This window comes from Klebsiella sp. M5al, from assembly GCF_002090195.1.
GTDB lineage: Bacteria > Pseudomonadota > Gammaproteobacteria > Enterobacterales > Enterobacteriaceae > Klebsiella > Klebsiella grimontii.
In genome coordinates this window covers 4,155,351-4,177,546 of record NZ_CP020657.1, presented here as the reverse complement: position 1 = coordinate 4,177,546, position 22,196 = coordinate 4,155,351, and the positions used below count along the sequence as shown (strand labels likewise).

Annotated in this window: 13 protein-coding genes; 8 read left to right on the top strand and 5 right to left on the bottom strand. The window is 55.4% G+C overall.

The genetic code is table 11. The annotated features are described in order from the left end of the window. Positions 1–75: 75 nt before the first annotated feature. Together nrdA and ubiG are read right to left on the bottom strand one after the other, a co-directional pair. On the bottom strand, positions 76–2,361 hold the full coding sequence (gene nrdA / locus BWI76_RS19940; protein WP_004123055.1) for a class 1a ribonucleoside-diphosphate reductase subunit alpha: 2,286 nt from the start codon (positions 2,359–2,361) through the stop codon (positions 76–78). 344 nt (positions 2,362–2,705) lie between these two features. Beyond that, positions 2,706–3,434, bottom strand: coding sequence for a bifunctional 2-polyprenyl-6-hydroxyphenol methylase/3-demethylubiquinol 3-O-methyltransferase UbiG (ubiG, locus tag BWI76_RS19930; protein WP_004134034.1), 729 nt, complete (start codon positions 3,432–3,434; stop codon positions 2,706–2,708). Between the two features lie 185 nt (positions 3,435–3,619). Here ubiG and gyrA point away from each other — a divergent pair, with 185 nt between their 5' ends. Both gyrA and rcsC read left to right on the top strand, forming a co-directional pair. Next, positions 3,620–6,253 carry a DNA topoisomerase (ATP-hydrolyzing) subunit A gene (gene gyrA / locus BWI76_RS19925; protein WP_004123050.1) on the top strand — a complete coding sequence of 878 codons (2,634 nt, stop codon included), beginning with the start codon at positions 3,620–3,622 and terminating at the stop codon, positions 6,251–6,253. A gap of 131 nt (positions 6,254–6,384) precedes the next feature. Then, positions 6,385–9,231, top strand: a complete 2,847-nt coding sequence (gene rcsC, locus BWI76_RS19920; RefSeq protein WP_049087162.1) for a two-component system sensor histidine kinase RcsC — start codon at positions 6,385–6,387, stop codon at positions 9,229–9,231. Positions 9,232–9,274: 43 nt separating this feature from the next. Here the strand turns inward: rcsC and rcsB are convergent, their stop codons facing one another. Further along, complete coding sequence (gene rcsB / locus BWI76_RS19915) at positions 9,275–9,925, bottom strand: response regulator transcription factor RcsB (RefSeq protein ID WP_004103995.1); 651 nt, start codon at positions 9,923–9,925, stop codon at positions 9,275–9,277. A gap of 16 nt (positions 9,926–9,941) precedes the next feature. Continuing rightward, the gene (gene rcsD / locus BWI76_RS19910; RefSeq protein ID WP_064371602.1) at positions 9,942–12,602 is read right to left on the bottom strand and encodes a phosphotransferase RcsD; all 2,661 of its coding nucleotides are present in this window, start codon (positions 12,600–12,602) and stop codon (positions 9,942–9,944) included. Between the two features lie 771 nt (positions 12,603–13,373). On the opposite strand from rcsD, the gene BWI76_RS19905 reads away from it, so the two are divergent. The 6 genes from BWI76_RS19905 (at position 13,374) to mgtE (ending at position 20,759) form a co-directional block, all read left to right on the top strand. Beyond that, positions 13,374–14,492: an OmpK36 porin gene (locus BWI76_RS19905; RefSeq protein WP_049088476.1), complete on the top strand. Its 1,119-nt coding sequence runs from the start codon at positions 13,374–13,376 to the stop codon at positions 14,490–14,492. Between the two features lie 102 nt (positions 14,493–14,594). Then, positions 14,595–15,647 carry an FAD:protein FMN transferase ApbE gene (gene apbE / locus BWI76_RS19900; protein ID WP_004133884.1) on the top strand — a complete coding sequence of 351 codons (1,053 nt, stop codon included), beginning with the start codon at positions 14,595–14,597 and terminating at the stop codon, positions 15,645–15,647. A 72-nt stretch (positions 15,648–15,719) separates the two neighbouring features. Beyond that, entirely contained in the window at positions 15,720–16,784 is a 1,065-nt protein-coding gene (gene ada / locus BWI76_RS19895; RefSeq protein ID WP_049086662.1) for a bifunctional DNA-binding transcriptional regulator/O6-methylguanine-DNA methyltransferase Ada, read from the top strand. Then, positions 16,784–17,434, top strand: a complete 651-nt coding sequence (gene alkB / locus BWI76_RS19890) for a DNA oxidative demethylase AlkB (protein ID WP_049086661.1) — start codon at positions 16,784–16,786, stop codon at positions 17,432–17,434. Before ada ends, alkB begins: the two co-directional genes overlap by 1 nt. Positions 17,435–17,510: 76 nt before the next feature. After that, a complete protein-coding gene (locus BWI76_RS19885; RefSeq protein ID WP_004133888.1) occupies positions 17,511–19,154 on the top strand; it encodes a multidrug ABC transporter permease/ATP-binding protein in 1,644 nt (547 codons plus the stop codon). Between the two features lie 168 nt (positions 19,155–19,322). Continuing rightward, positions 19,323–20,759, top strand: a complete 1,437-nt coding sequence (mgtE, locus tag BWI76_RS19880; protein ID WP_024359227.1) for a magnesium transporter — start codon at positions 19,323–19,325, stop codon at positions 20,757–20,759. Here the strand turns inward: mgtE and BWI76_RS19875 are convergent. Next, positions 20,722–21,969, bottom strand: a complete 1,248-nt coding sequence (locus BWI76_RS19875) for a SulP family inorganic anion transporter (RefSeq protein ID WP_004133889.1) — start codon at positions 21,967–21,969, stop codon at positions 20,722–20,724. The genes mgtE and BWI76_RS19875 overlap by 38 nt on opposite strands. Positions 21,970–22,196: the final 227 nt, after the last annotated feature.

Genomic DNA, 22,196 nt, shown 5'->3' with positions numbered 1-22,196 from the left:
GCCGGGTGGCGCTTCGCTAACCCGGCCTACAATATACCGTAGGCCCGGCAAGCGACGCGCCGCCGGGCAATATTATCAAATCTTACATGCGCCGCTTTCGCAGCCGTCGTCCTGGATGGACGGCGCCAGATCGTCCTGGGCATCTTCCGCGCCATCGCGAGTGTTGTGATAGTACAGCGTTTTGACGCCGAACTTATAGGCGTTGAGCAAGTCTTTCAGCAATTGCTGCATCGGCACTTTACCTGACGGGAAGCGGGTCGGGTCGTAGTTGGTGTTGGCGGAAATCGACTGGTCGATAAACTTCTGCATAATACCGACCAGCTGCAAGTAACCGTCGTTGTTCGGCATTTCCCACAGCAGCTCGTAGCCGTTCTGCAGTTTTTCGTAATCCGGCACCACCTGGCGCAGGATCCCGTCTTTCGACGCTTTGATGCTGACGTGGCCGCGCGGCGGCTCAATGCCGTTGGTGGCGTTGGAGATCTGCGAAGAGGTCTCGGACGGCATCAGCGCGGAGAGCGTGGAGTTACGCAGGCCGTGCGTTTTGATCGATTCGCGCAACGCTTCCCAGTCGTAATGCAGGGATTCATTGACGATCGCATCCAGGTCTTTTTTATAGGTATCGATCGGCAGAATGCCTTTGGCATAGGTGGTTTCGTTAAACCACGGGCACGCGCCCTGCTCGATAGCCAGTTCGTTAGAGGCTTTCAGCAGGTAGTACTGAATCGCTTCGAACGTTTTATGCGTCAGGTTGTTGGCGCTGCCGTCGGAGTAGCGTTTACCGTGCTTCGCCAGATAGTAGGCAAAGTTGATTACGCCAATGCCCAGCGTACGACGGCCCATGGCGCCGCGTTTGGCTGCCGGGATCGGGTAGTCCTGATAATCCAGCAGGGCATCCAGCGCGCGAACCGCCAGCACCGCCAGTTCTTCCAGCTCATCAAGGCTATCGATAACGCCGAGGTTGAAAGCGGAGAGGGTGCACAGCGCAATTTCACCGTTTTCGTCGTTCACATCTTCCAGCGGCTTGGTCGGCAGGGCGATTTCCAGGCACAGGTTGGACTGGCGCACCGGCGCGACCACCGGGTCAAACGGGCTGTGGGTGTTGCAGTGGTCGACGTTCTGGATGTAGATACGGCCGGTGGAGGCGCGCTCCTGCATCATCAGCGAGAACAGCTCTACCGCTTTAATGCGCTGCTTGCGAATGCTGTCGTCCTGCTCGTATTTGGTGTACAGGCGCTCAAACTCGTCCTGATCGGCGAAGAACGCATCGTACAGGCCCGGGACGTCTGACGGGCTGAACAGGGTGATATCGCCGCCTTTCAGCAGACGGGTGTACATCAGCTTGTTGATCTGTACGCCGTAGTCCATGTGACGAACGCGGTTGGCATCGGTGCCACGGTTATTTTTCAGCACCAGCAGGCTTTCGACTTCCAGATGCCACATCGGGTAGAAGAGGGTCGCCGCACCGCCGCGCACGCCGCCCTGCGAGCAGGATTTCACTGCGGTCTGGAAGTGCTTATAGAACGGAATACAGCCGGTGTGGAACGCTTCACCGCCGCGAATCGGGCTACCCAGCGCGCGGATGCGACCGGCGTTGATGCCGATACCGGCGCGCTGAGAGACGTATTTAACAATGGCGCTGGAGGTGGCGTTAATCGAATCCAGGCTGTCGCCGCACTCGATCAGCACGCAGGAGCTGAACTGGCGGGTCGGGGTGCGCACGCCGGACATAATCGGCGTCGGCAGGGAGATTTTAAACGTCGACACCGCGTCATAGAAACGCTTGATGTAGTCGAGACGCGTCTCGCGCGGGTAGTTGGAGAACAGGCACGCGGCGACCAGAATGTACAGGAACTGGGCGCTTTCGTAGATCTCGCCGGTGACGCGGTTCTGCACCAGATATTTGCCTTCGAGCTGCTTAACCGCCGCGTAGGAGAAGGTCATATCGCGATCGTGCTCGATGAACGAATCCATCTGCTTGAACTCTTCTTCCGTGTAGTCTTCCAGCAGATGAGTATCGTATTTGCCGTTTTTCACCATTTTCGACACGTGGTCGAACAGCGCTGGCGGCTCAAACTGGCCGTAGGCTTTTTTACGCAGGTGGAAAATCGCCAGGCGGGCGGCAAGATACTGGTAATCCGGGGCGTCGCGGGAAATAAGGTCCGCGGCGGCTTTGATAATGGTTTCGTGAATGTCGGCGGTTTTGATGCCGTCATAGAACTGAATGTGGGAACGCAGTTCTACCTGGGAGATGGAAACGTTATTCAGTCCTTCTGCCGCCCAATCCAGCACGCGGTGGATTTTATCGAGATTGATGCGCTCGGTGCTACCGTCGCGCTTTGTCACCAGCAGACTCTGATTCATGTGGATTATACCTGTCCGTGAAAGAAAATATCCCCCACTTATCCACAGATCGCCGTTGTGACTAACTCTGTGGATAAATACTATATGTAGGGGGTTGTCGATAAAAGAAACGCTATATGGTGAGTATTCTAGTAAGGATTCTTTTGAGTACAAGAGTTGATTTTGAGGTTAAATTGAGGTTGCGGAAGGGTAATAATCGCCAAGTCCACGCCACATAAGGCCTGGAGAAGATGTCAATAAATCAGAAAAAAAAATGAAAATTTGATCGAGTGCTGATTTCTTCATCGGAAGAAAAAATCACGCGGCTTGATGCCGCGCAATCATCATAGGAAATACAGCTGACGTTATGCTTTTTTCGCCGTTGTATGCAACATATAGTTAACATCAACGCCTGGCGCCAGCTTGAAGGTATTGGTCAACGGATTGTAGTGGAGACCGGTAATATGCTGCTCTTTCAGAATAGTCTCATCAACCCAGCCGATCAGCTCCGCCGGTTTAATGAATTTCTTCGCGTCATGGGTACCTTTTGGCACCATCTTCATAACGTATTCGGCGCCCACGACCGCCATCAGCCACGCTTTACCGTTACGGTTAATAGTTGAGAAGAAGACCTGGCCGCCGGGTTTGACCAGCCGCGCGCAGGCGTGGACCACCGACTGCGGGTCCGGGACGTGCTCCAGCATCTCCATGCAGGTGACGACGTCATACTGCTGAGCATGCTTCGCCGCGTGCTCTTCAACGGTTTCCTGGACGTATTCGACCTGAATACCGCTCTCCAGGGCATGCAGCCTGGCCACCTGTAGCGGTTCGAAACCCATATCCAGACCGGTCACCGTTGCGCCTTCTCGAGCCATGCTTTCAGCCAGAATGCCGCCGCCGCAGCCGACATCGAGCACCTTTTTGCCAAACAGGCCGCCGGAGCGCTCCGCGATATAGCCAAGACGTAGAGGGTTGATGCGATGTAACGGCTTGAATTCGCCTTCTAAATCCCACCAGCGCGAGGCGACGGCTTCAAATTTAGCGATTTCATTATGATCAACATTGTGGGCCACCGACGGTTTTTCGGCATTCATGGGCGCTTTTACTCCTGTTCAGTTCAGACCCGCGAGTATATCAGGCCTCAGGGATGAATAAACCGTCTATCCCTGTCGCCTTCCGCCGCGCGAAAATCATTGGGTATAGGTTTACCCGTATCACTACGGGTGTGTTATAATTTGCGACCTTTGAATCCGGGATACAGTAGAGGGATAGCGGTTAGATGAGCGACCTTGCGAGAGAAATTACACCGGTCAACATTGAGGAAGAGCTGAAGAGCTCGTATCTGGATTACGCGATGTCGGTCATTGTTGGCCGTGCGCTGCCGGATGTCCGAGATGGCCTGAAGCCGGTACACCGTCGCGTACTATACGCCATGAACGTATTGGGCAATGACTGGAACAAAGCCTATAAAAAATCTGCCCGTGTCGTTGGTGACGTAATCGGTAAATACCACCCTCATGGTGATACTGCCGTGTATGACACCATTGTACGTATGGCGCAGCCATTCTCCCTGCGTTACATGCTGGTAGATGGCCAGGGTAACTTCGGTTCTGTCGACGGCGACTCCGCCGCAGCGATGCGTTATACGGAAATCCGTATGTCGAAGATCGCCCATGAACTGATGGCCGACCTGGAAAAAGAGACGGTGGATTTCGTCGATAACTATGACGGCACGGAAAAGATCCCTGACGTTATGCCGACCAAAATCCCGAACCTGTTAGTCAACGGTTCGTCCGGTATCGCGGTAGGTATGGCGACCAACATTCCGCCGCACAACCTGACCGAAGTGATCAACGGCTGTCTGGCCTACGTTGAAAACGAAGACATCAGCATTGAAGGGCTGATGGAACATATTCCGGGCCCGGACTTCCCGACCGCCGCGATCATCAACGGTCGCCGCGGCATTGAAGAGGCCTATCGTACCGGTCGCGGTAAAGTGTACATTCGCGCCCGCGCGGAAGTGGAAGCTGACGCGAAAACCGGTCGCGAAACCATCATCGTGCATGAAATTCCGTATCAGGTGAACAAAGCGCGCCTGATTGAGAAAATCGCTGAGCTGGTCAAAGACAAACGCGTCGAAGGCATCAGCGCGCTGCGCGACGAGTCTGATAAAGACGGCATGCGTATCGTGATTGAAGTGAAGCGCGATGCGGTGGGTGAGGTGGTGCTTAACAACCTCTATTCGCAGACTCAGCTGCAGGTCTCCTTCGGTATCAACATGGTTGCCCTGCACCATGGTCAGCCGAAGATCATGAATCTGAAAGAAATTATTGCCGCGTTCGTGCGCCACCGCCGCGAAGTGGTGACCCGCCGTACGATTTTCGAACTGCGTAAAGCCCGCGATCGCGCGCACATCCTTGAAGCGCTGGCGATTGCCCTGGCCAACATCGATCCGATTATTGAGCTGATTCGCCGCGCGCCGACGCCGGCGGAAGCGAAAGCTGGCTTAATCGCCCGTTCATGGGATCTGGGCAACGTTTCCGCGATGCTGGAACGCGCGGGCGATGACGCCGCGCGTCCGGAATGGCTGGAACCTGAATTCGGCGTGCGCGACGGCCAGTACTACCTGACCGAACAGCAGGCACAGGCGATTCTGGATCTGCGTTTGCAGAAACTGACCGGCCTTGAGCATGAAAAACTGCTCGACGAATACAAAGAGCTGCTGGAACAGATTGCGGAACTGCTGCATATTCTGGGCAGCGCCGATCGCCTGATGGAAGTTATCCGCGAAGAGCTGGAGCTGGTCCGTGAACAGTTCGGCGACGCGCGCCGTACCGAGATCACCGCTAACAGCGCCGATATCAACATCGAAGACCTGATCAACCAGGAAGATGTTGTCGTGACCCTTTCGCATCAGGGCTACGTGAAGTATCAGCCGTTAACCGACTACGAAGCGCAGCGTCGCGGCGGTAAAGGCAAATCTGCGGCGCGTATCAAAGAAGAAGACTTTATCGACCGTCTGCTGGTGGCCAACACCCACGACACGATCCTCTGCTTCTCCAGCCGCGGTCGTCTCTACTGGATGAAAGTGTATCAGCTGCCGGAAGCCAGCCGCGGCGCGCGCGGTCGTCCGATCGTCAACCTGCTGCCGCTGGAAGCCAACGAGCGCATCACCGCGATCCTGCCGGTCCGCGAATACGAAGAGGGCGTGAACGTCTTTATGGCCACCGCCAGCGGTACCGTGAAGAAAACGGCGCTGACCGAATTCAGCCGTCCGCGTTCCGCCGGTATTATCGCGGTTAACCTTAACGAAGGCGACGAACTAATAGGCGTCGATCTGACCTCCGGTCAGGACGAAGTCATGCTGTTCTCCGCCGCCGGTAAAGTGGTGCGCTTTAAAGAGGACGCCGTCCGCGCGATGGGCCGTACCGCCACCGGCGTGCGCGGCATCAAGCTGGCCGGCGAGGACAAGGTGGTCTCGCTGATCGTTCCGCGCGGCGAAGGCGCCATCCTGACCGTCACGCAGAACGGCTACGGTAAACGTACCGCGGCGGAAGAGTATCCCACCAAGTCGCGTGCGACCCAGGGCGTTATCTCTATCAAAGTCACCGAACGCAACGGTTCCGTTGTGGGCGCGGTGCAGGTAGATGACTGCGACCAGATTATGATGATCACCGATGCGGGCACGCTGGTACGAACCCGCGTTTCTGAAGTGAGCATTGTCGGTCGTAACACTCAGGGCGTGATTCTGATCCGCACCGCGGAAGATGAAAATGTGGTTGGCCTGCAGCGCGTTGCTGAGCCGGTTGATGACGAAGAGCTGGATGCCATCGACGGCAGCGCGGCGGAAGGCGATGAGGATATCGCGCCGGAAGCGGATACCGACGATGATATTGCCGAAGACGAAGAGTAATTCTCTGCGGTAATTGTTCTGAAAGGGTCGGGGCTATCCCCGACCCTTTTTGTTTTCCCGTTGCGGGACCGTTGTTTTATCGTTACCTTAACGCCATTCTGTTGAGCCCCTGACGGCCGAGCATCGCCACATTGAAATATCTAGCTTCTTTCCATAACACGTTAAAGGTTTCACGCTATCTGTTCAGAGCGCTGGCGGTACTGCTGTGGGTGCTGGTCGCTTTTGTGTCGGTGTTTTACATCGTCAACGCTTTGCACGATCGTGAATCGGAAATTCGCCAGGAATTTAACCTCAATGCCGATCAGGCGCAGCGCTATATCCAACGTACGGCCGACGTGATCAAAGAGCTGAAGTACGTTGCGGGCAACCGGCCGATGGACGGCGGCGAAGGCGGCGATACGCCGGTTCAGCGCGGCGATATCGCGATACCTAATTTTGAACCGCTCTACCCGGATTCCGACTGCGCGCTGATGAGTACGACCTGGCGTAATTCGCTACAGTCACTGGCGTGGTTTATGCGCTACTGGCGCGACAATTTCTCAACGGCCTACGACCTCAATCGTATTTTTTTGATTGGCAGCGACAATCTGTGTATGGCCAACTTCGGCCTGCGTGATATTCCGCTGGAGCGGGACCATGCGTTAAAAGTACTGCATCAGCGGATTGAGCAGTATCGCGACGCTCCGCAAAATGAGCGCGGTAACAATCTGTTCTGGATAAGCCAGGGCGTGCGTCCGGGCGTGGGCTATTTCTATGCGCTGACCCCAATCTATGTGGCGAATCGCCTGCAGGCGATGCTCGGCGTTGAGCAAACCATCCGTATGGAAAGCTTCTTTACCCCCGGCAGTCTGCCGATGAACGTCACTATCCTCGACGATAACGGTCAGTCGCTGATTTCGCTTGCCGGGTCGGACAGCAATATTAAACCGGATGCGAAGTGGATGCAGGAGCGTCTGTGGTTCGGCTATACCGCCGGTTTTCGCGAGCTGGCGATGAAAAAAAACCTGCCGCCATCATCCCTGAGCATTGTCTATTCGGTGCCGGTGGATCAGGTGCTGGAACGCATCCGGATGCTGATACTGAACGCCGTGGTGCTCAATCTGCTGACCGGCGTCCTCCTTTTTGTCCTCGCCCGCATGTATGAACGGCGGATTTTTATTCCGGCAGAAAATGACGCCCAGCGGCTGGAAGAGCATGAGCAGTTCAATCGAAAAATTGTTGCCTCCGCGCCGGTGGGGATCTGTATTTTACGTACGCTCGACGGCACCAACATCCTGAGTAACGAGCTGGCGCATAACTATCTCAACATGCTAACCCACGAGGACAGGCAGCGGCTGACGCAAATTATCTGCGGCCAGCAGGTGAACTTTGTCGATGTGCTGACCAGCAATAACACCAACCTGCAAATCAGCTTTGTCCACTCGCGCTACCGTAATGAGAATGTGGCGATTTGCGTGCTGGTGGATGTCTCGGCGCGCGTCAAAATGGAGGAGTCGCTGCAGGAGATGGCCCAGGCCGCAGAGCAGGCCAGCCAGTCGAAATCAATGTTCCTCGCCACCGTTAGTCACGAACTGCGCACGCCGCTGTACGGAATTATCGGTAACCTTGATTTATTGCAGACCAAAGAGCTGCCGAAGGGCGTCGATCGCCTGGTGACGGCGATGAACAACTCTTCCAGCCTGCTGCTGAAAATTATTAGCGATATCCTCGACTTCTCAAAAATTGAGTCCGAGCAGCTCAAAATTGAGCCGCGGGAGTTTTCGCCGCGCGAGGTCATGAACCATATTTCCGCCAACTATCTGCCGCTGGTGGTGCGTAAGCAGCTGGGGCTGTACTGCTTTATTGAGCCTGACGTACCGCAGCTGATGTCCGGCGATCCCATGCGCCTGCAGCAGGTTATTTCCAACCTGCTAAGTAATGCGATTAAGTTTACCGATACCGGCTGCATTATTCTGCACGTGGAACGGGCGGGCGACTATCTGCAAATCAGCGTCAGAGACACTGGGGAGGGGATCCCGGCGAAAGAGGTGGTACGCCTGTTCGATCCGTTCTTCCAGGTCGGCACCGGCGTGCAGCGCAACTTCCAGGGGACGGGACTCGGTCTGGCGATCTGTGAAAAGCTTATCAGCATGATGGATGGCGATATTGCCGTTGAAACCGAGCCCGGGATGGGCAGCCGGTTTACCATTCGTATCCCACTGTATGGCGTACAAAATACGCCGCCGCTGCTGATTGACGGCCTGGCTGAAAAATGCTGCTGGCTGGCGATTGATAATAGCTCGCTGGCGCTGTTCGTCGAGCAGCTGCTGAATTACCATGGTATCCCGGTCCGCCGCTATGCGGGGCAAGCGCCGGGAGCGGAAGATATTTTATTGACCGATAGCGAAGCGCGTGAAGCCTGGCCCGGCGGCGCGATGGTGATCTTCTGTCGACGCCATATCGGTATTCCGCAGGAGCGGGCGCCCGGCGAATGGCTGCATAGCGTGGCTACGCCGCATGAACTGCTGCCGCTGCTGGGACGCATCTTCCATATCGCCGTGGCCAGCGCGGAAAACGGGCCCGCGCTATCCGCGGCGGATGCGCAAACCACCAGCAATGATGACATGATGATCCTGGTGGTGGACGATCATCCCATTAACCGACGTCTGCTGGCCGATCAGCTGGGATCGCTGGGCTATCAGTGCGTAACGGCAAATGATGGGGTCGATGCGCTGAATGTTCTGAGCAAGCAGCATATTGATATCGTGCTTAGCGACGTCAACATGCCGAATATGGATGGCTATCGCCTGACCCAGCGCATACGCCAGCTGGGACTCACGCTGCCGGTGATCGGGGTCACCGCCAACGCCCTGGCGGAAGAGAAGCAGCGCTGCCTGGAGTCGGGGATGGACAGCTGCCTTTCTAAGCCGGTGACTCTGGATATTATCAAGCAAACCCTGACGGTCTACGCCGCACGGGTACGTAAGGGAAGGGAGTAAGGCAGTTTCCCGGATAGCGCAGCGCTATCCGGGAAGGAAGACGTTAGTCTTTGTCCGTGGAGCTCAGGGAAACGGAAGAGAGGTAGTTCAGCAGGGCAATGTCGTTTTCCACGCCGAGCTTCATCATTGCCGATTTTTTCTGGCTACTGATGGTTTTGATACTGCGGTTGAGCTTTTTGGCAATCTCGGTGACCAGGAAGCCTTCGGCGAACAGACGCAGTACTTCACTCTCTTTAGGCGACAAACGTTTGTCGCCGTAACCGCCGGCGCTGATTTTTTCCAGCAGGCGCGAAACGCTTTCCGGGGTGAATTTTTTGCCTTTTTGCAGCGCGGCCAGCGCTTTAGGCAGATCGGTTGGCGCACCCTGTTTCAGGACGATCCCTTCGATGTCCAGATCCAGTACCGCGCTCAGGATCGCCGGGTTGTTATTCATTGTCAGGACAATGATGGACAGATCCGGGAAATGACGCTTGATGTATTTGATAAGCGTAATGCCATCGCCGTATTTATCACCGGGCATGGATAAATCGGTAATCAGGACGTGTGCGTCCAGCTTTGGCAGATTGTTGATTAAGGCCGTGGAGTCTTCAAACTCGCCAACAACGTTCACCCACTCAATTTGTTCAAGTGACTTACGAATACCGAACAGTACGATCGGATGGTCATCGGCAATAATTACGTTCATATTGTTCATGTATTAGGCTACCTTGCTACAGCAAGCTCTTGACGTAAACGTCAATGTCGCTGATATATTTTTCTATGCCTTGCGCATCTTTTTCACGAATCAGATGCTCAAGCGTTTCACATAACTGCTTGCCGGGTACCAGATTTAGCATAGCAAACGCCCCTTTGAGGCGGTGAGCGGTCTGCGCCAGCGCGGCGAAATCGCCTGTTGCCCGTTCATTATACAGCCTCTTAACATCATCTGGTACCGTGTCAGCAAACAGCGTGTAATAGCCGCTGGCATGCAGTTCGGCGTTACTTTCGCTACCGGCAGAGGAAGGGTGCTCCTCTTCCTCTGCAAGCTGCTGCTCAATCAGCTGGAGGATAGCTTCCTGCATCGCAGCGCTGATATTAAAATTCACGCGGAGCTGACCAGGACCAATCTTATGAACCCGGACCTCATCATCGCTTAAAAGCAAGCCCGAAGCAGTAAGATTAGACGGATTATCCGTTAAAAAGAGATCATATTGTTGACTTGTGATTCTGTCATCCGGCGTGATGCAGGTGGCCCCCCAGCTTTCAAGCTGGCGGGTGACGATACGGCGGACTTCATTGGCCGTCACATCAAGCAGTATCACGACCTCATCGAGCAGATGTTCCCCTGAATCACTCTCCTCTGCGCTGGCGGCCATTTTTAGATGCAGGGAGTAGCGGGTGCCCAGCGACTCGCGCGCTTTGATATTGAGCTGCCCGCCTAGCTTGCGGGTCAGGCGATCGCAGAGCCAGAAGGTGAGGGCGTTGGCTTTACCGTAAAGGTCTGCCTGCGTCTCGTTGAGGAACGGGAAGTGCATATTGTCGATTTCGTTCGCCGAAACGCCGTTGCCGGTATCCAGAATACGGAAGGTCAGGCGGTCATCCGCTGATTCATCTTTACTCACTTCCAGGGTGATTTTGCCAATAGGCGTGGTGGTAACCGAGTATTGGATGAGCAGTAAAAGGGTGCGGCGCAGGGCGTCGCGATCGCCGTAGCGTTGCTCATTGGCCGGCAGCGCGTTGTTAATCAGCAGTTGAAGACCTTTACGTTTGATGATGGGCAGGACTTCAGGCACCACTTCATCTATCAATTCCTGAATGGAGAACAGACCCTGTGCGCTCTTCCAGCTATCGCTCTCCAGCAGGTTTGCCAGCTGTATTTCATCGACCAGCTGGACCAGTTCATCCGCATGCTGGGCCAGCTTGCGGCTTTCGGCTATGCCGAGCGCCGCGGCTTCTTCCGCCAGCGTTTGCGCCGGCTGCTTCAGCGCCGTACCGATATGCTGCATAAAAGCAGTGCGGCCCAGCTGGTTTTTCTCATACAGGCGCTGGGCCTGCTTGAGCTTCTTATTCACCAGCACTTCACGGTCCTGATCGCGAATAATAAAGATTTGCGTACGCGGCGAAACCTGACTGCGGAACTGACGGATTTCATACAGTTCATTGTTCACCGTCGCCTGAATCACGCCCTGATGCTGATCGGCCATGTTAATGATGTTTTGCAGGTTCAGATGCGGCAGCAGATGATCGGCAATCGGATTGCTTATCACCGTACGGTTAGCGTCCTGATCGTGCACCAGCAGCCCTAGCGGCAGCAGGGAAACAATCTCTTCGTGAATGGCGCGCTGGGCGCGCAGCTCATTATTGGCTACCGAAGAGACCGCCGTTCCCACGATGCTTTTGCGGCCGCTGTAGTGACGGAAGGTGGTAAATCCGAACAGCGCCAGCGCCAGCAGACCAATGTTCAGCAACAGCGGCAGTAAGATACTCTGCAAGGACTCCAGAATCAGCTCGCTAAAAGGGACCATCCAGACCAGACGCATACCGGTGGTATTAATGGTGGTGAGAATTTCAATCTGCGGGCCGTTAAAGTTAATGCTGACGATGTCGGCGGTTTCTTTATCCGGATTGCTGTTGACGCTTTGCGACGGATCGGGTTCCAGCCGGAAGCTCTCCAGCGACATACTGGGAGGAATGAGATCGTTAATGGGCAGATCGAAGGCGACAACGGTCGCCAGGTGACCGGGCTGGTTGAATGTCGTGCGTAAAGTAAAGTAGTAGCCGTTTTGCCAGGCAAGGTGGCGCAGCGACGAAAAGGTCTCGCGTTCATCTAAGGTGTTGGCCTGAAGCAGCATTTCTGCCCGTCGTGATTCGACGACGCTGCTGATGGTCGACTCTTTGAAGCTGGAAGAGAGATCTTTTAAGGGCAGCGTTGAAACCAGAATCAGGCTGTTATCAAGCCCATTCAGGTAATACATCGACCAGGGAATCGTCTCGGCACCCCACAGGATATCGAGATAGTTGGAGATTTTTTGCGTCATTTCCAGCGTTGAGCCGTCATGCGAGCCAAAAATCAGCGCTTCCGTTTTGCGCCGGGGTTTCTCGAGGTAATAAACATCCTGTTTTAATCGCGTTTCCTGGAGCCCTGTCTCTGAGGCTGAACTGGATGAGGTCGCGGCGATATTGTCATAAATCTGCCAGGTGGCGTAGCGCCAGGTATCGATGCGTTTATGTAAGTCGTAGCTGACATCGACCACCTGGTAGCTTTTGTCTTTTAGCCAGGTGTTAACGGCGCTTTGGATCATGACCCCCATCGTCGCCAGCAGGACGATGACCATGAGAATAAAGAAGCGAGTAATGTTGCCGGGTATCAGGGAAAATTTTTTCGGGGTCATCGTGTGAGAGTACGACTCATCAGTGTGTGTAAACGGACTGTTGCACCAAGTTAACCGGGGGCAGCGCAGATGCTACGAACAGTATAAAGGTTAACGTGCAAAATCCATACATCTGAATACCCTACAATGACTTTATTGCCTTGAGATTTATCTCAAACCAATAAGGCGTACAAAGATGTACGCCCCGGTGGTTTTTGTACAATTATTTACGGATTCGAGAATGTAAATAGCACTAAATAACAAGAAATTATATAAATGACCCTGGGTTTAGCCGTAAGTTGTTTGATTAATAACCGTTATTTTTTTCGCGGCTAGCAGTGAATAATTAAAGATGTGTAAAGAAGGGTAAAAAAAACCGGATGCGAGGCATCCGGTTGAAATAGGGGTAAACAGACATTCAGAACTGAATGACGGTAATAAATAAAGTTAATGATGATAGCGGGATTAATTTTAGTCCCAGATGAGAATTTTGTTTTACCATTCAGTGCTATAGGTGTGTAACTGTGTAACTCGTTGACGTTTATTGATAATTTTTATTTTTTGATTATTAGTGCTTATTTTTATGAGCTTTTTGTGCGGAAAAAAAGTTCCCTTGTATTTACAAATTGAAACATCTTGTGGGTATTTTGAAACATCTTAGAAGTTTTAGTATCATATTCTTGTTGGATTATTCTGCATTTTGCAGCACAATGAAATAGCCGACTGATTAGAAGGGTAATCAGTAAGCAGTGGCAATAATAAAAGGCATATAACAAACAGAGGGTTAATAACATGAAAGTTAAAGTACTGTCCCTCCTGGTACCGGCACTGCTGGTAGCGGGCGCAGCGAATGCGGCTGAAGTCTATAACAAAGATGGCAACAAATTAGACCTGTACGGTAAAATCGACGGTCTGCACTATTTCTCTGACGACAAAGGCCAAGATGGCGACCAGACCTACATGCGTCTGGGCATCAAAGGCGAAACCCAGATCAATGACCAGCTGACCGGTTACGGCCAGTGGGAATACAACGTCCAGGCTAACAACACCGAGAGCTCCAGCGATCAGGCGTGGACTCGTCTGGCGTTTGCGGGTCTGAAATTCGGCGACGCGGGTTCTTTCGACTACGGTCGTAACTACGGCGTTGTTTACGACGTAACTTCCTGGACTGACGTTCTGCCGGAATTCGGCGGCGACACCTACGGTTCTGACAACTTCCTGCAGTCTCGCGCTAACGGCGTGGCAACCTACCGTAACTCTGACTTCTTCGGTCTGGTTGACGGCCTGAACTTTGCTCTGCAGTATCAGGGTAAAAACGGCAGCGTAAGCGGTGAAGGTACTTCCCCGACCAACAACGGTCGTGGCGCTCTGAAACAGAACGGTGACGGCTACGGCACCTCTCTGACCTATGATATCTACGACGGTATCAGCGCTGGTTTCGCGTACGCCAACTCTAAACGTAATGGCGATCAGAACAGCCAGCTGGCTCTGGGTCAGGGCGACAACGCTGAAACCTACACCGGTGGTCTGAAATATGACGCCAACAACATCTACCTGGCGTCTCAGTACACCCAGACCTACAACGCAACTCGCGTAGGTTCCCTGGGCTTTGCTAACAAAGCGCAGAACTTTGAAGTAGTCGCTCAGTACCAGTTCGACTTCGGTCTGCGTCCGTCCGTAGCTTACCTGCAGTCTAAAGGTAAGGACCTGTACATCAACGGAACTAACCGTAGCTACGGCGATCAGGATATCCTGAAATATGTTGATGTAGGCGCGACCTACTACTTCAACAAAAACATGTCCACCTACGTTGACTACAAAATCAACCTGCTGGACGAAAACAACTTCACCCGTGCTGCCGGTATCTCTACCGACGACATCGTTGCTCTGGGCCTGGTTTACCAGTTCTAAGCACGCTGAAGTTTGAAAAAAGGCGCCGATGGCGCCTTTTTTTATGCCCGGTTTAACCTTGCTGGTGTACTCTTTGCGCCTTAGCCAGAGGAAGCCAATTTTATGGATATCACTTTTTTTCGCGCCGCCCTGTTCGGCGCCTGCGTATTACTTTCAGGCTGTGATTCAGCCACCGCTCCCCAGACGCCAAAATCCGCCGCCACCGTGCTGGAGGGTAAAACCATGGGCACATTCTGGCGGCTCAGCGTCATCAACCTTGATGAGGCGAAGGGCGAGGCGCTGCGCCAGAAAGTGCAGGCTCAGCTCGATGCCGACGATCGTCTGCTTTCCACCTGGAAGAACGATTCAGCGTTGATGCGCTTTAACCATTCGCCGGGTACATCGCCGTGGCCGGTCAACGAGGCGATGGCGGATATCGTGACGATGTCGCTGCGAATTGGCGCAAAAACCCATGGCGCAATGGATATCACCGTCGGGCCGCTGGTCAATTTATGGGGCTTTGGCCCGGATAAACAGCCGGTCAAAACGCCGGATCCGCAGCAGATCGCCGCGGCAAAAGCGCGCAGTGGACTACAGCATCTGACGGTGATCAACCAGGCCGGCCAACAGTATCTGCAAAAAGACATTCCGGATCTGTTCGTCGATCTCTCTACCGTAGGTGAAGGCTACGCCGCCGATCATCTGGCGCGCCTGATGGAGCAGGAAGGGATCTCGCGCTATCTGGTCTCGGTGGGCGGCGCGCTGGTGAGCCGGGGGATGAATGCGGAAGGGCAGCCGTGGCGGGTGGCTATCCAGAAGCCGACCGATCGTGAAAACGCGGTGCAGGCGATCGTTGATATCAACGGACATGGCATCAGTACCTCCGGTAGCTACCGCAACTACTATGAGCTTGACGGTAAGCGCATCTCGCACGTTATCGATCCGCAGACCGGGCGACCTATCGATCATAAACTGGTTTCAGTGACCGTTATCGCTCCGACGGCGCTGGAGGCCGACGGCTGGGATACCGGGCTGATGGTGCTGGGGCCGGAAAAAGCGCAGGACGTGGTTCGCGAACAGGAGCTGGCGGTGTATATGATTGTCAAAGAGGGGGACGGGTTTAAAACCTGGATGTCGCCGCAGTTCCGCGCGTTCCTCGTCGGCGAGAAAAATTAAAGCGCAAGATTTCGGGTTTTTGTTAACGGACTTCGGCCCAGACTGCAGATACACTTACCGCAGGAGTCCGTGATGAAACCGATAATGATTGATACCGATGAGCGCCGCTGGCAGGCGGTATGCGAACGTGATGCCCGCGCCGATGGTCAGTTTGTTTTTGCCGTGCTGACCACTGGCGTTTGCTGCCGTCCGACCTGCCGTTCGCGTCGCGCGCTGCGGGAAAATGTTCGCTTTTACCCTGACGTTGCAACCGCGCAGGCGGAAGGTTTTCGCCCGTGCAAACGCTGCCAGCCGGAAAAAAGCGACCCGCAGCAGCAGAAGGTAGAGAAAGTGGCCGCCGCGTGCCGTCTGCTGGAGCAGGAAACGCCGATGACGCTGGAGGCACTGGCGCGCCAGGCCGCGCTCAGTCCCTTTCATTTTCACCGCCTCTTTAAATCCGTCACCGGAATGACCCCTAAAGCCTGGCAACAGGCGTGGCGCGCTCGCCGTTTACGCGAAGCGCTGGGGCAGGGGGCGAAAATTACCGATGCGGCGCTGTCGGCCGGCTTCCCGGACAATAGCAGCTACTATCAGCAGGCAGATGCCGCGCTGGGGATGACCGCCCGCCAGTTTCGCCGCGGCGGCGAGGATCTCGATATTACCTGGGTATGCGGCGATGGTCCGCTGGGACGCTGTCTGGTGGCTGAGAGTGAACGGGGCGTGTGCGCCGTGCTACCGGGAGAGAGCGATGCCTTGCTCTGTGCTGAATTAGCCAGCCTGTTTCCCAATGCGCGGCTGCATCCGGGCGACGAGGCTTTTCGTCAGCGGGTGGCGCAGGTATTTTCCCATCTTGATGACCACCGGCAGCCGTTTTCCCTGCCGTTGGATTTGCGCGGCACGGCTTTTCAGCTTCAGGTCTGGCAGGCGCTGCGTCAGATCCCGGCGGGGGAGACCCGCAGCTATCGCCAGGTCGCGCAAAGTATTGGCCGCCCCCGCGCGGTGAGAGCGGTGGCAAGCGCCTGCGCCGCTAATAAGCTGGCGCTGGTTATTCCCTGCCACCGGGTCGTTCGCGAAGATGGGGCGCTATCCGGCTATCGTTGGGGGACGGCGCGCAAGGCGCTGCTGTTGGCACGAGAAGCGTCATCCGAGGAGAAATAATGTTCGATCTTTTTGCCGATACGCCGCCCTGGCAGGAGCCGTTGGCTCCGGGGGCGATAATTTTGCGCCGCTACGCCCGAGAACGCGCCCCGGCGCTGTTGCAGGCAATCGCCGGGATTGCCGGTCGTTCGCCTTTTCGCCAGATGGTCACCCCCGGTGGTTACACGATGTCGGTAGCGATGACCAACTGCGGCGAGCTGGGCTGGACCACGAACCAGCACGGCTATCTTTATGCTGCCGACGATCCGCTGACCGGCAAGCGCTGGCCGCAGATGCCGCCGCTTTTTCGCGAGCTGGCCGCAGAGGCCGCGGCGGCGGCCGGCTATGCGCGCTTTACCCCGGATGCTTGTCTTATCAACCGCTACCAGCCCGGCGCGAAGCTGTCGCTGCATCAGGATAAAGACGAGCATAACCTGCGGGCGCCGATTGTCTCCGTCTCGCTGGGGCTGCCGGCAATATTTCAGTTCGGCGGGCTGCGGCGTAACGATCCGCTACAGCGGGTGCTGCTGGAGCACGGCGACGTGGTGGTCTGGGGCGGCGAATCGCGGCTTTTTTACCATGGTATTCAGCCGCTCAAAGAGGGCATCCATCCGGAGACCGGCGCCTGTCGTTACAATCTCACTTTCCGCCTGGCGGGTAATAAAGAATAAAAATAAGAATTATTCTTGCTGTCATCGTCGAGCAGTTTAAACTGCTGGCTGTTTTTGCTTGCCCGGATTATGCGTTATGGAACTTCTTCTTCTTGTCTGGCGTCAGTATCGCTGGCCGTTTATCTCCGTCATTGCCCTGAGCCTGCTGAGCGCGGCGCTGGGTATTGGGCTTATCGCCTTTATTAATCTGCGTCTGATTACCCTTGTCGACACTTCCCTGACGGTCCTGCCGGAGTTCCTCGGGCTGCTACTGCTATTGATGGCGGTCACGCTCGGTTCGCAGCTGGCGCTGACCACGCTTGGCCACCATTTCGTCTACCGCCTGCGCGGCGAATTTATTAAGCGCATTCTCGACACGCAAATCGAGAAGATCGAGAAAATCGGCAGCGCGTCGCTGCTGGCCGGGTTAACCAGCGATATCCGTAATATCACCATTGCCTTCGTGCGTCTGCCGGAGCTGGTGCAGGGGATTATTCTCACCTTCGGTTCCGCCGCCTATCTGGCCTGGCTGTCGGGAAAAATGATGCTGGTTACCGCGCTGTGGCTGGCGTTGACCATCTGGGGCGGTTTTATACTGGTATCGCGGGTGTATAAACACATGGCCTCGCTGCGCGAAAGCGAAGATAAGCTGTATCACGATTACCAGACGGTTCTCGAGGGGCGCAAAGAGCTGACCCTCAACCGCGAGCGAGCTGAGTATGTGTTTAACCAGCTCTATCTCCCCGATGCGCAAGAATATCGGCACCATATTGTTCGCGCCGATACTTTCCATCTGAGCGCGGTCAACTGGTCGAATATTATGATGCTGGGCGCGATTGGCCTGGTCTTCTGGATGGCCAACAGCCTGGGCTGGGCCAATACGGCGGTAGCGGCGACCTACTCGTTGACCCTATTATTCCTGCGCACGCCGCTGCTTTCCGCGGTTGGCGCGCTGCCCACTCTGCTCAGCGCGCAGGTGGCGTTCAACAAGCTGAATAAATTTTCGCTCGCGCCGTATCGCGCTGAATTTCCGCAGCCGCAGGCGCATCCCCACTGGCAGACCCTCGAGCTGCGCGATATCACCTTTCATTATCCTGACAACACCTTTGCGGTCGGGCCGATTAATATGACCCTCAAGCGCGGTGAGCTGGTCTTTCTGATTGGCGGCAACGGTAGCGGGAAATCGACGCTGGCTATGCTGCTGACCGGCTTGTATCAGCCAGTATCCGGACAGATCCTGCTCGATGGACAGCCGATAGCGGCGGATAAACCGGAAGATTATCGTAAGCTGTTCTCGGCGGTGTTTACCGACGTCTGGCTGTTCGACAGGCTGCTGGGGCCGGAAGGGAAGGCGGCTGACCCGGCGTTGGTGGAGAAGTGGCTGGGTTATCTGCAGATGAACCATAAGTTACGGCTGGATGACGGCAAAATCCTCGACCTGAAGCTGTCAAAAGGGCAGAAAAAGCGCGTGGCGCTGCTGCTGGCGTTAGCAGAAGACAGAGATATCATCATGCTGGATGAATGGGCGGCGGATCAGGACCCCCATTTCCGCCGTGAGTTCTATCAGGTGCTGCTGCCGCTGATGAAGGAGATGGGTAAAACCCTCTTTGCTATTAGCCATGACGATCACTACTTTCAGCACGCCGACAGGCTGCTGGAAATGCGCGGCGGCCAGCTATCGGAGCTGAGCGGAAAAGAGCGCGAGCTGGCGACGCGCGACGCGGTCGCCCGTACCGCCTGATAGCGCAGGCTCATCCCGGAGGCGCCAGCCGACCTCCGGGCTTCCCGCAGGCTGCTGTTTTTTCCGTCGACTGAATTCATAGCGGTTATTATTTCCGCCTCCTCGCGCTATGCTTAAGGCTTCCGGCCTGCTGGTCTGACAGATATTTTTACAAGGATTGCCTGACCGATGTCCGTTTTGCATAAAAAAAGCGCCAGATTGCGTGACGAAGAGCGCGCCCGCCTCATTTGGCTCCTGAGCACCGATAAAGCCGTCACATCTTCGCTGCTGGGAAAATTAACCCTCGCTGAACGTTACGATGACAACACGCTTGCCGACGATCTGGCGGAAGTGGAGATGCTGGTTTCACACCTGCCGCCACCGGACCTTGCCGATGCGCTTGAGGCGCTGCCTTATGATGCGCGCAACGCGCTCTGGCGGCTGGTCGCTGACGATAAGCGCGGTGAAGTGCTGCTGGAGGCATCGGAAAGCGTCTGGGGCGACCTCATCGAGGAGATGAGCGATCACGACCTGCTGTTCGCGCTGCAAAATCTCGATATTGATGAACAGGTCTACCTGTTGCAGCACCTGCCGCGCGATCTGACCGGACGTTTGCTGGCAACCCTGCCTGCGGATAAGCGCGCGCGTATTCGCCAGATGATGCGCTACGCCGACAATACCGTCGGTGCGATCATGGAGTTTGAGGTCATTACCGTTCGTCCGGAAGCCACTCTCGCGGCGGTACAGCGCTATCTGCGGCGATTAGGGAAAATGCCGGAGAACACCGACAAACTGTTTGTGACCACCCGCAATAAGCTGCTACTCGGCGAACTCGAGCTACAAACCATTCTGCTTAACGATGCGCAGAAGCGGGTGGGGGAAGTGATGGAAGGCGATCCGGTGACCTTCCAGCCGCACGAGGACGCGGAAAAAGTGGCGCGTACTTTTGAACGTGATGACTTACTTAGCGCCGCGGTGATTGATGCCGACGGCAAGCTGATGGGGCGTTTAACCATCGACGAGATCGTCGACGTGGTCTATGAAGAGACGGACAACGATTTACGCCGGATGGGCGGCCTGAGCAACGATGACGACGTTTTTGCCCCGGTCAGCAAGGCGGTGAAGACTCGCTGGGCCTGGCTGGCGGTGAATCTGTGCACCGCGTTTATCGCCTCCCGCGTTATCGACGGTTTCGAACACACTATCTCCCAGCTGGTGGCGCTGGCGTCGCTGATGCCGATTGTTGCCGGGATCGGCGGCAACACCGGCAATCAGACGATCACCATGATCGTGCGGGCGATGGCGTTACAGCATATTCAGCCGGGAAGCTTTTCGTTCCTGATCCTGCGCGAGATGGGCGTCGCGCTGATCAATGGGATCGTCTGGGGCGGGATTATGGGGGCGATTACCTGGTGGCTGTATGACGATCCGCAGCTTGGCGGCGTAATGACCCTGGCGATGATGCTCAACCTGCTGATGGCGGCGATGATGGGCGTGATTATCCCGATGGTGATGGTTAAGCTGGGACGCGATCCGGCGGTCGGCTCCAGCGTGATGATTACCGCGATTACCGACACCGGCGGATTCTTTATTTTTCTTGGGCTGGCGACGATTTTTCTGATGTAGCCCGCGCTTGATTACGCAGGCGGCGAGGGATCAGCGCCATTGAAACTAGGCCTGCCAGGACGCCAATGGCCAGATTGCTGGTGCTGACGGTCGCGCCGACGGTAACCAGCATCACCAGCGTTTCCGGCCACGGGTTGCGCGCCAGCTCCGCCGGACGAACGCTGTGCCAGCTAAAGGTTTTTACCGCCACAATCACCATCACGCCGGCGAGAACGGCCATCGGGATTTTCGCCATCACTTCGCTGAGCGCGGTCACCAGCAGGAGCAGCACCAGGCCTGCGACAATGGTCGAGACGCGGCTACGTGCTTTGCCCATTTCAACGTTAACGATAGTCTGACCGATCATTGCGCATCCGGCGATGCCGCCATAAAACCCGGCTAGGATATTGGCGATGCCCAGACCGGCGCTCTCGCGCGCTTTACTGGAAGGGGTATGGGTCAAATCATCGACCAGCTTCGCCGTGAGAAGCGACTCCATCAGGCCGACAAAAGCGATGCTCAGCGCGCAGGGCCAGATAATGCTCAGCGTGGTTAAGTCCAGAGGCACCATCAGGCTGGTGAATCCCGGCAGTCCGCCGCTCATGGAGCCTTCGTCGCCGACGGTCGGCAGCAGCTGGCCGCTGAAAACGGTAAACAGGGTCAACAGAACGATAGCGATCAGCGGAGAAGGGATCGCCTTAATAAAGCGCGGCGCCCACAGCACAATCAGCAGCGTTAACACGAACAGGCCGATAATCAGCGGCTGCTTGCTCCAGAAATGCGGTACCTGAGCAAAAAAGATGAGAATACCCAGCGCGTTAACAAAACCGGTCATCACCGCCTGCGGGATAAAGCGCATCAGGCGCGCCATGCCACAAACGCCAAACAAAATTTGAATAACCCCCGCCAGAACGACCGCCGGCAGAATGTAGCCGACGCCGTATTGATGCACCATTGGACCGATAACCAGCGCCACCGACCCGGCGGCCGCGGTGACCATCGCAGGCCGTCCGCCCAAGAGCGACATCGCCAGGCACAGCACCACGGAGGCAATCAGGCTAACTTTCGGATCGACCCCAGCGATGACGGAGAAGGAGATGACTTCGGGGATCAGGGCCAGTGCGGTGAGTACGCCAGCCAACGTTTCACGCGTCAGCAGCGCGGGCGAACGCAGTATCTGGCCTAATGCGCCAGCGTTACCGGAGGTAGCGGAATCAGAAACTGGAGGCATAAAAAAAGTTCGCAGATTTTAAAAATTTGGCGGCAGGATCGATCGCTGCTTACGTGCGGTCGGTCACAAAACCGAGGATAATAGCGCGTAAGCGCCGCTGACACCAGTACAAAATGTGATTTGTGATACACATTTATTAAACATTTTTATAACAGATCTCAAAACTCAACTTAAAATTTAAACAATATTTAAATTTTTTTTCTTCAGTGTTACCTTTGAAGCCGAGA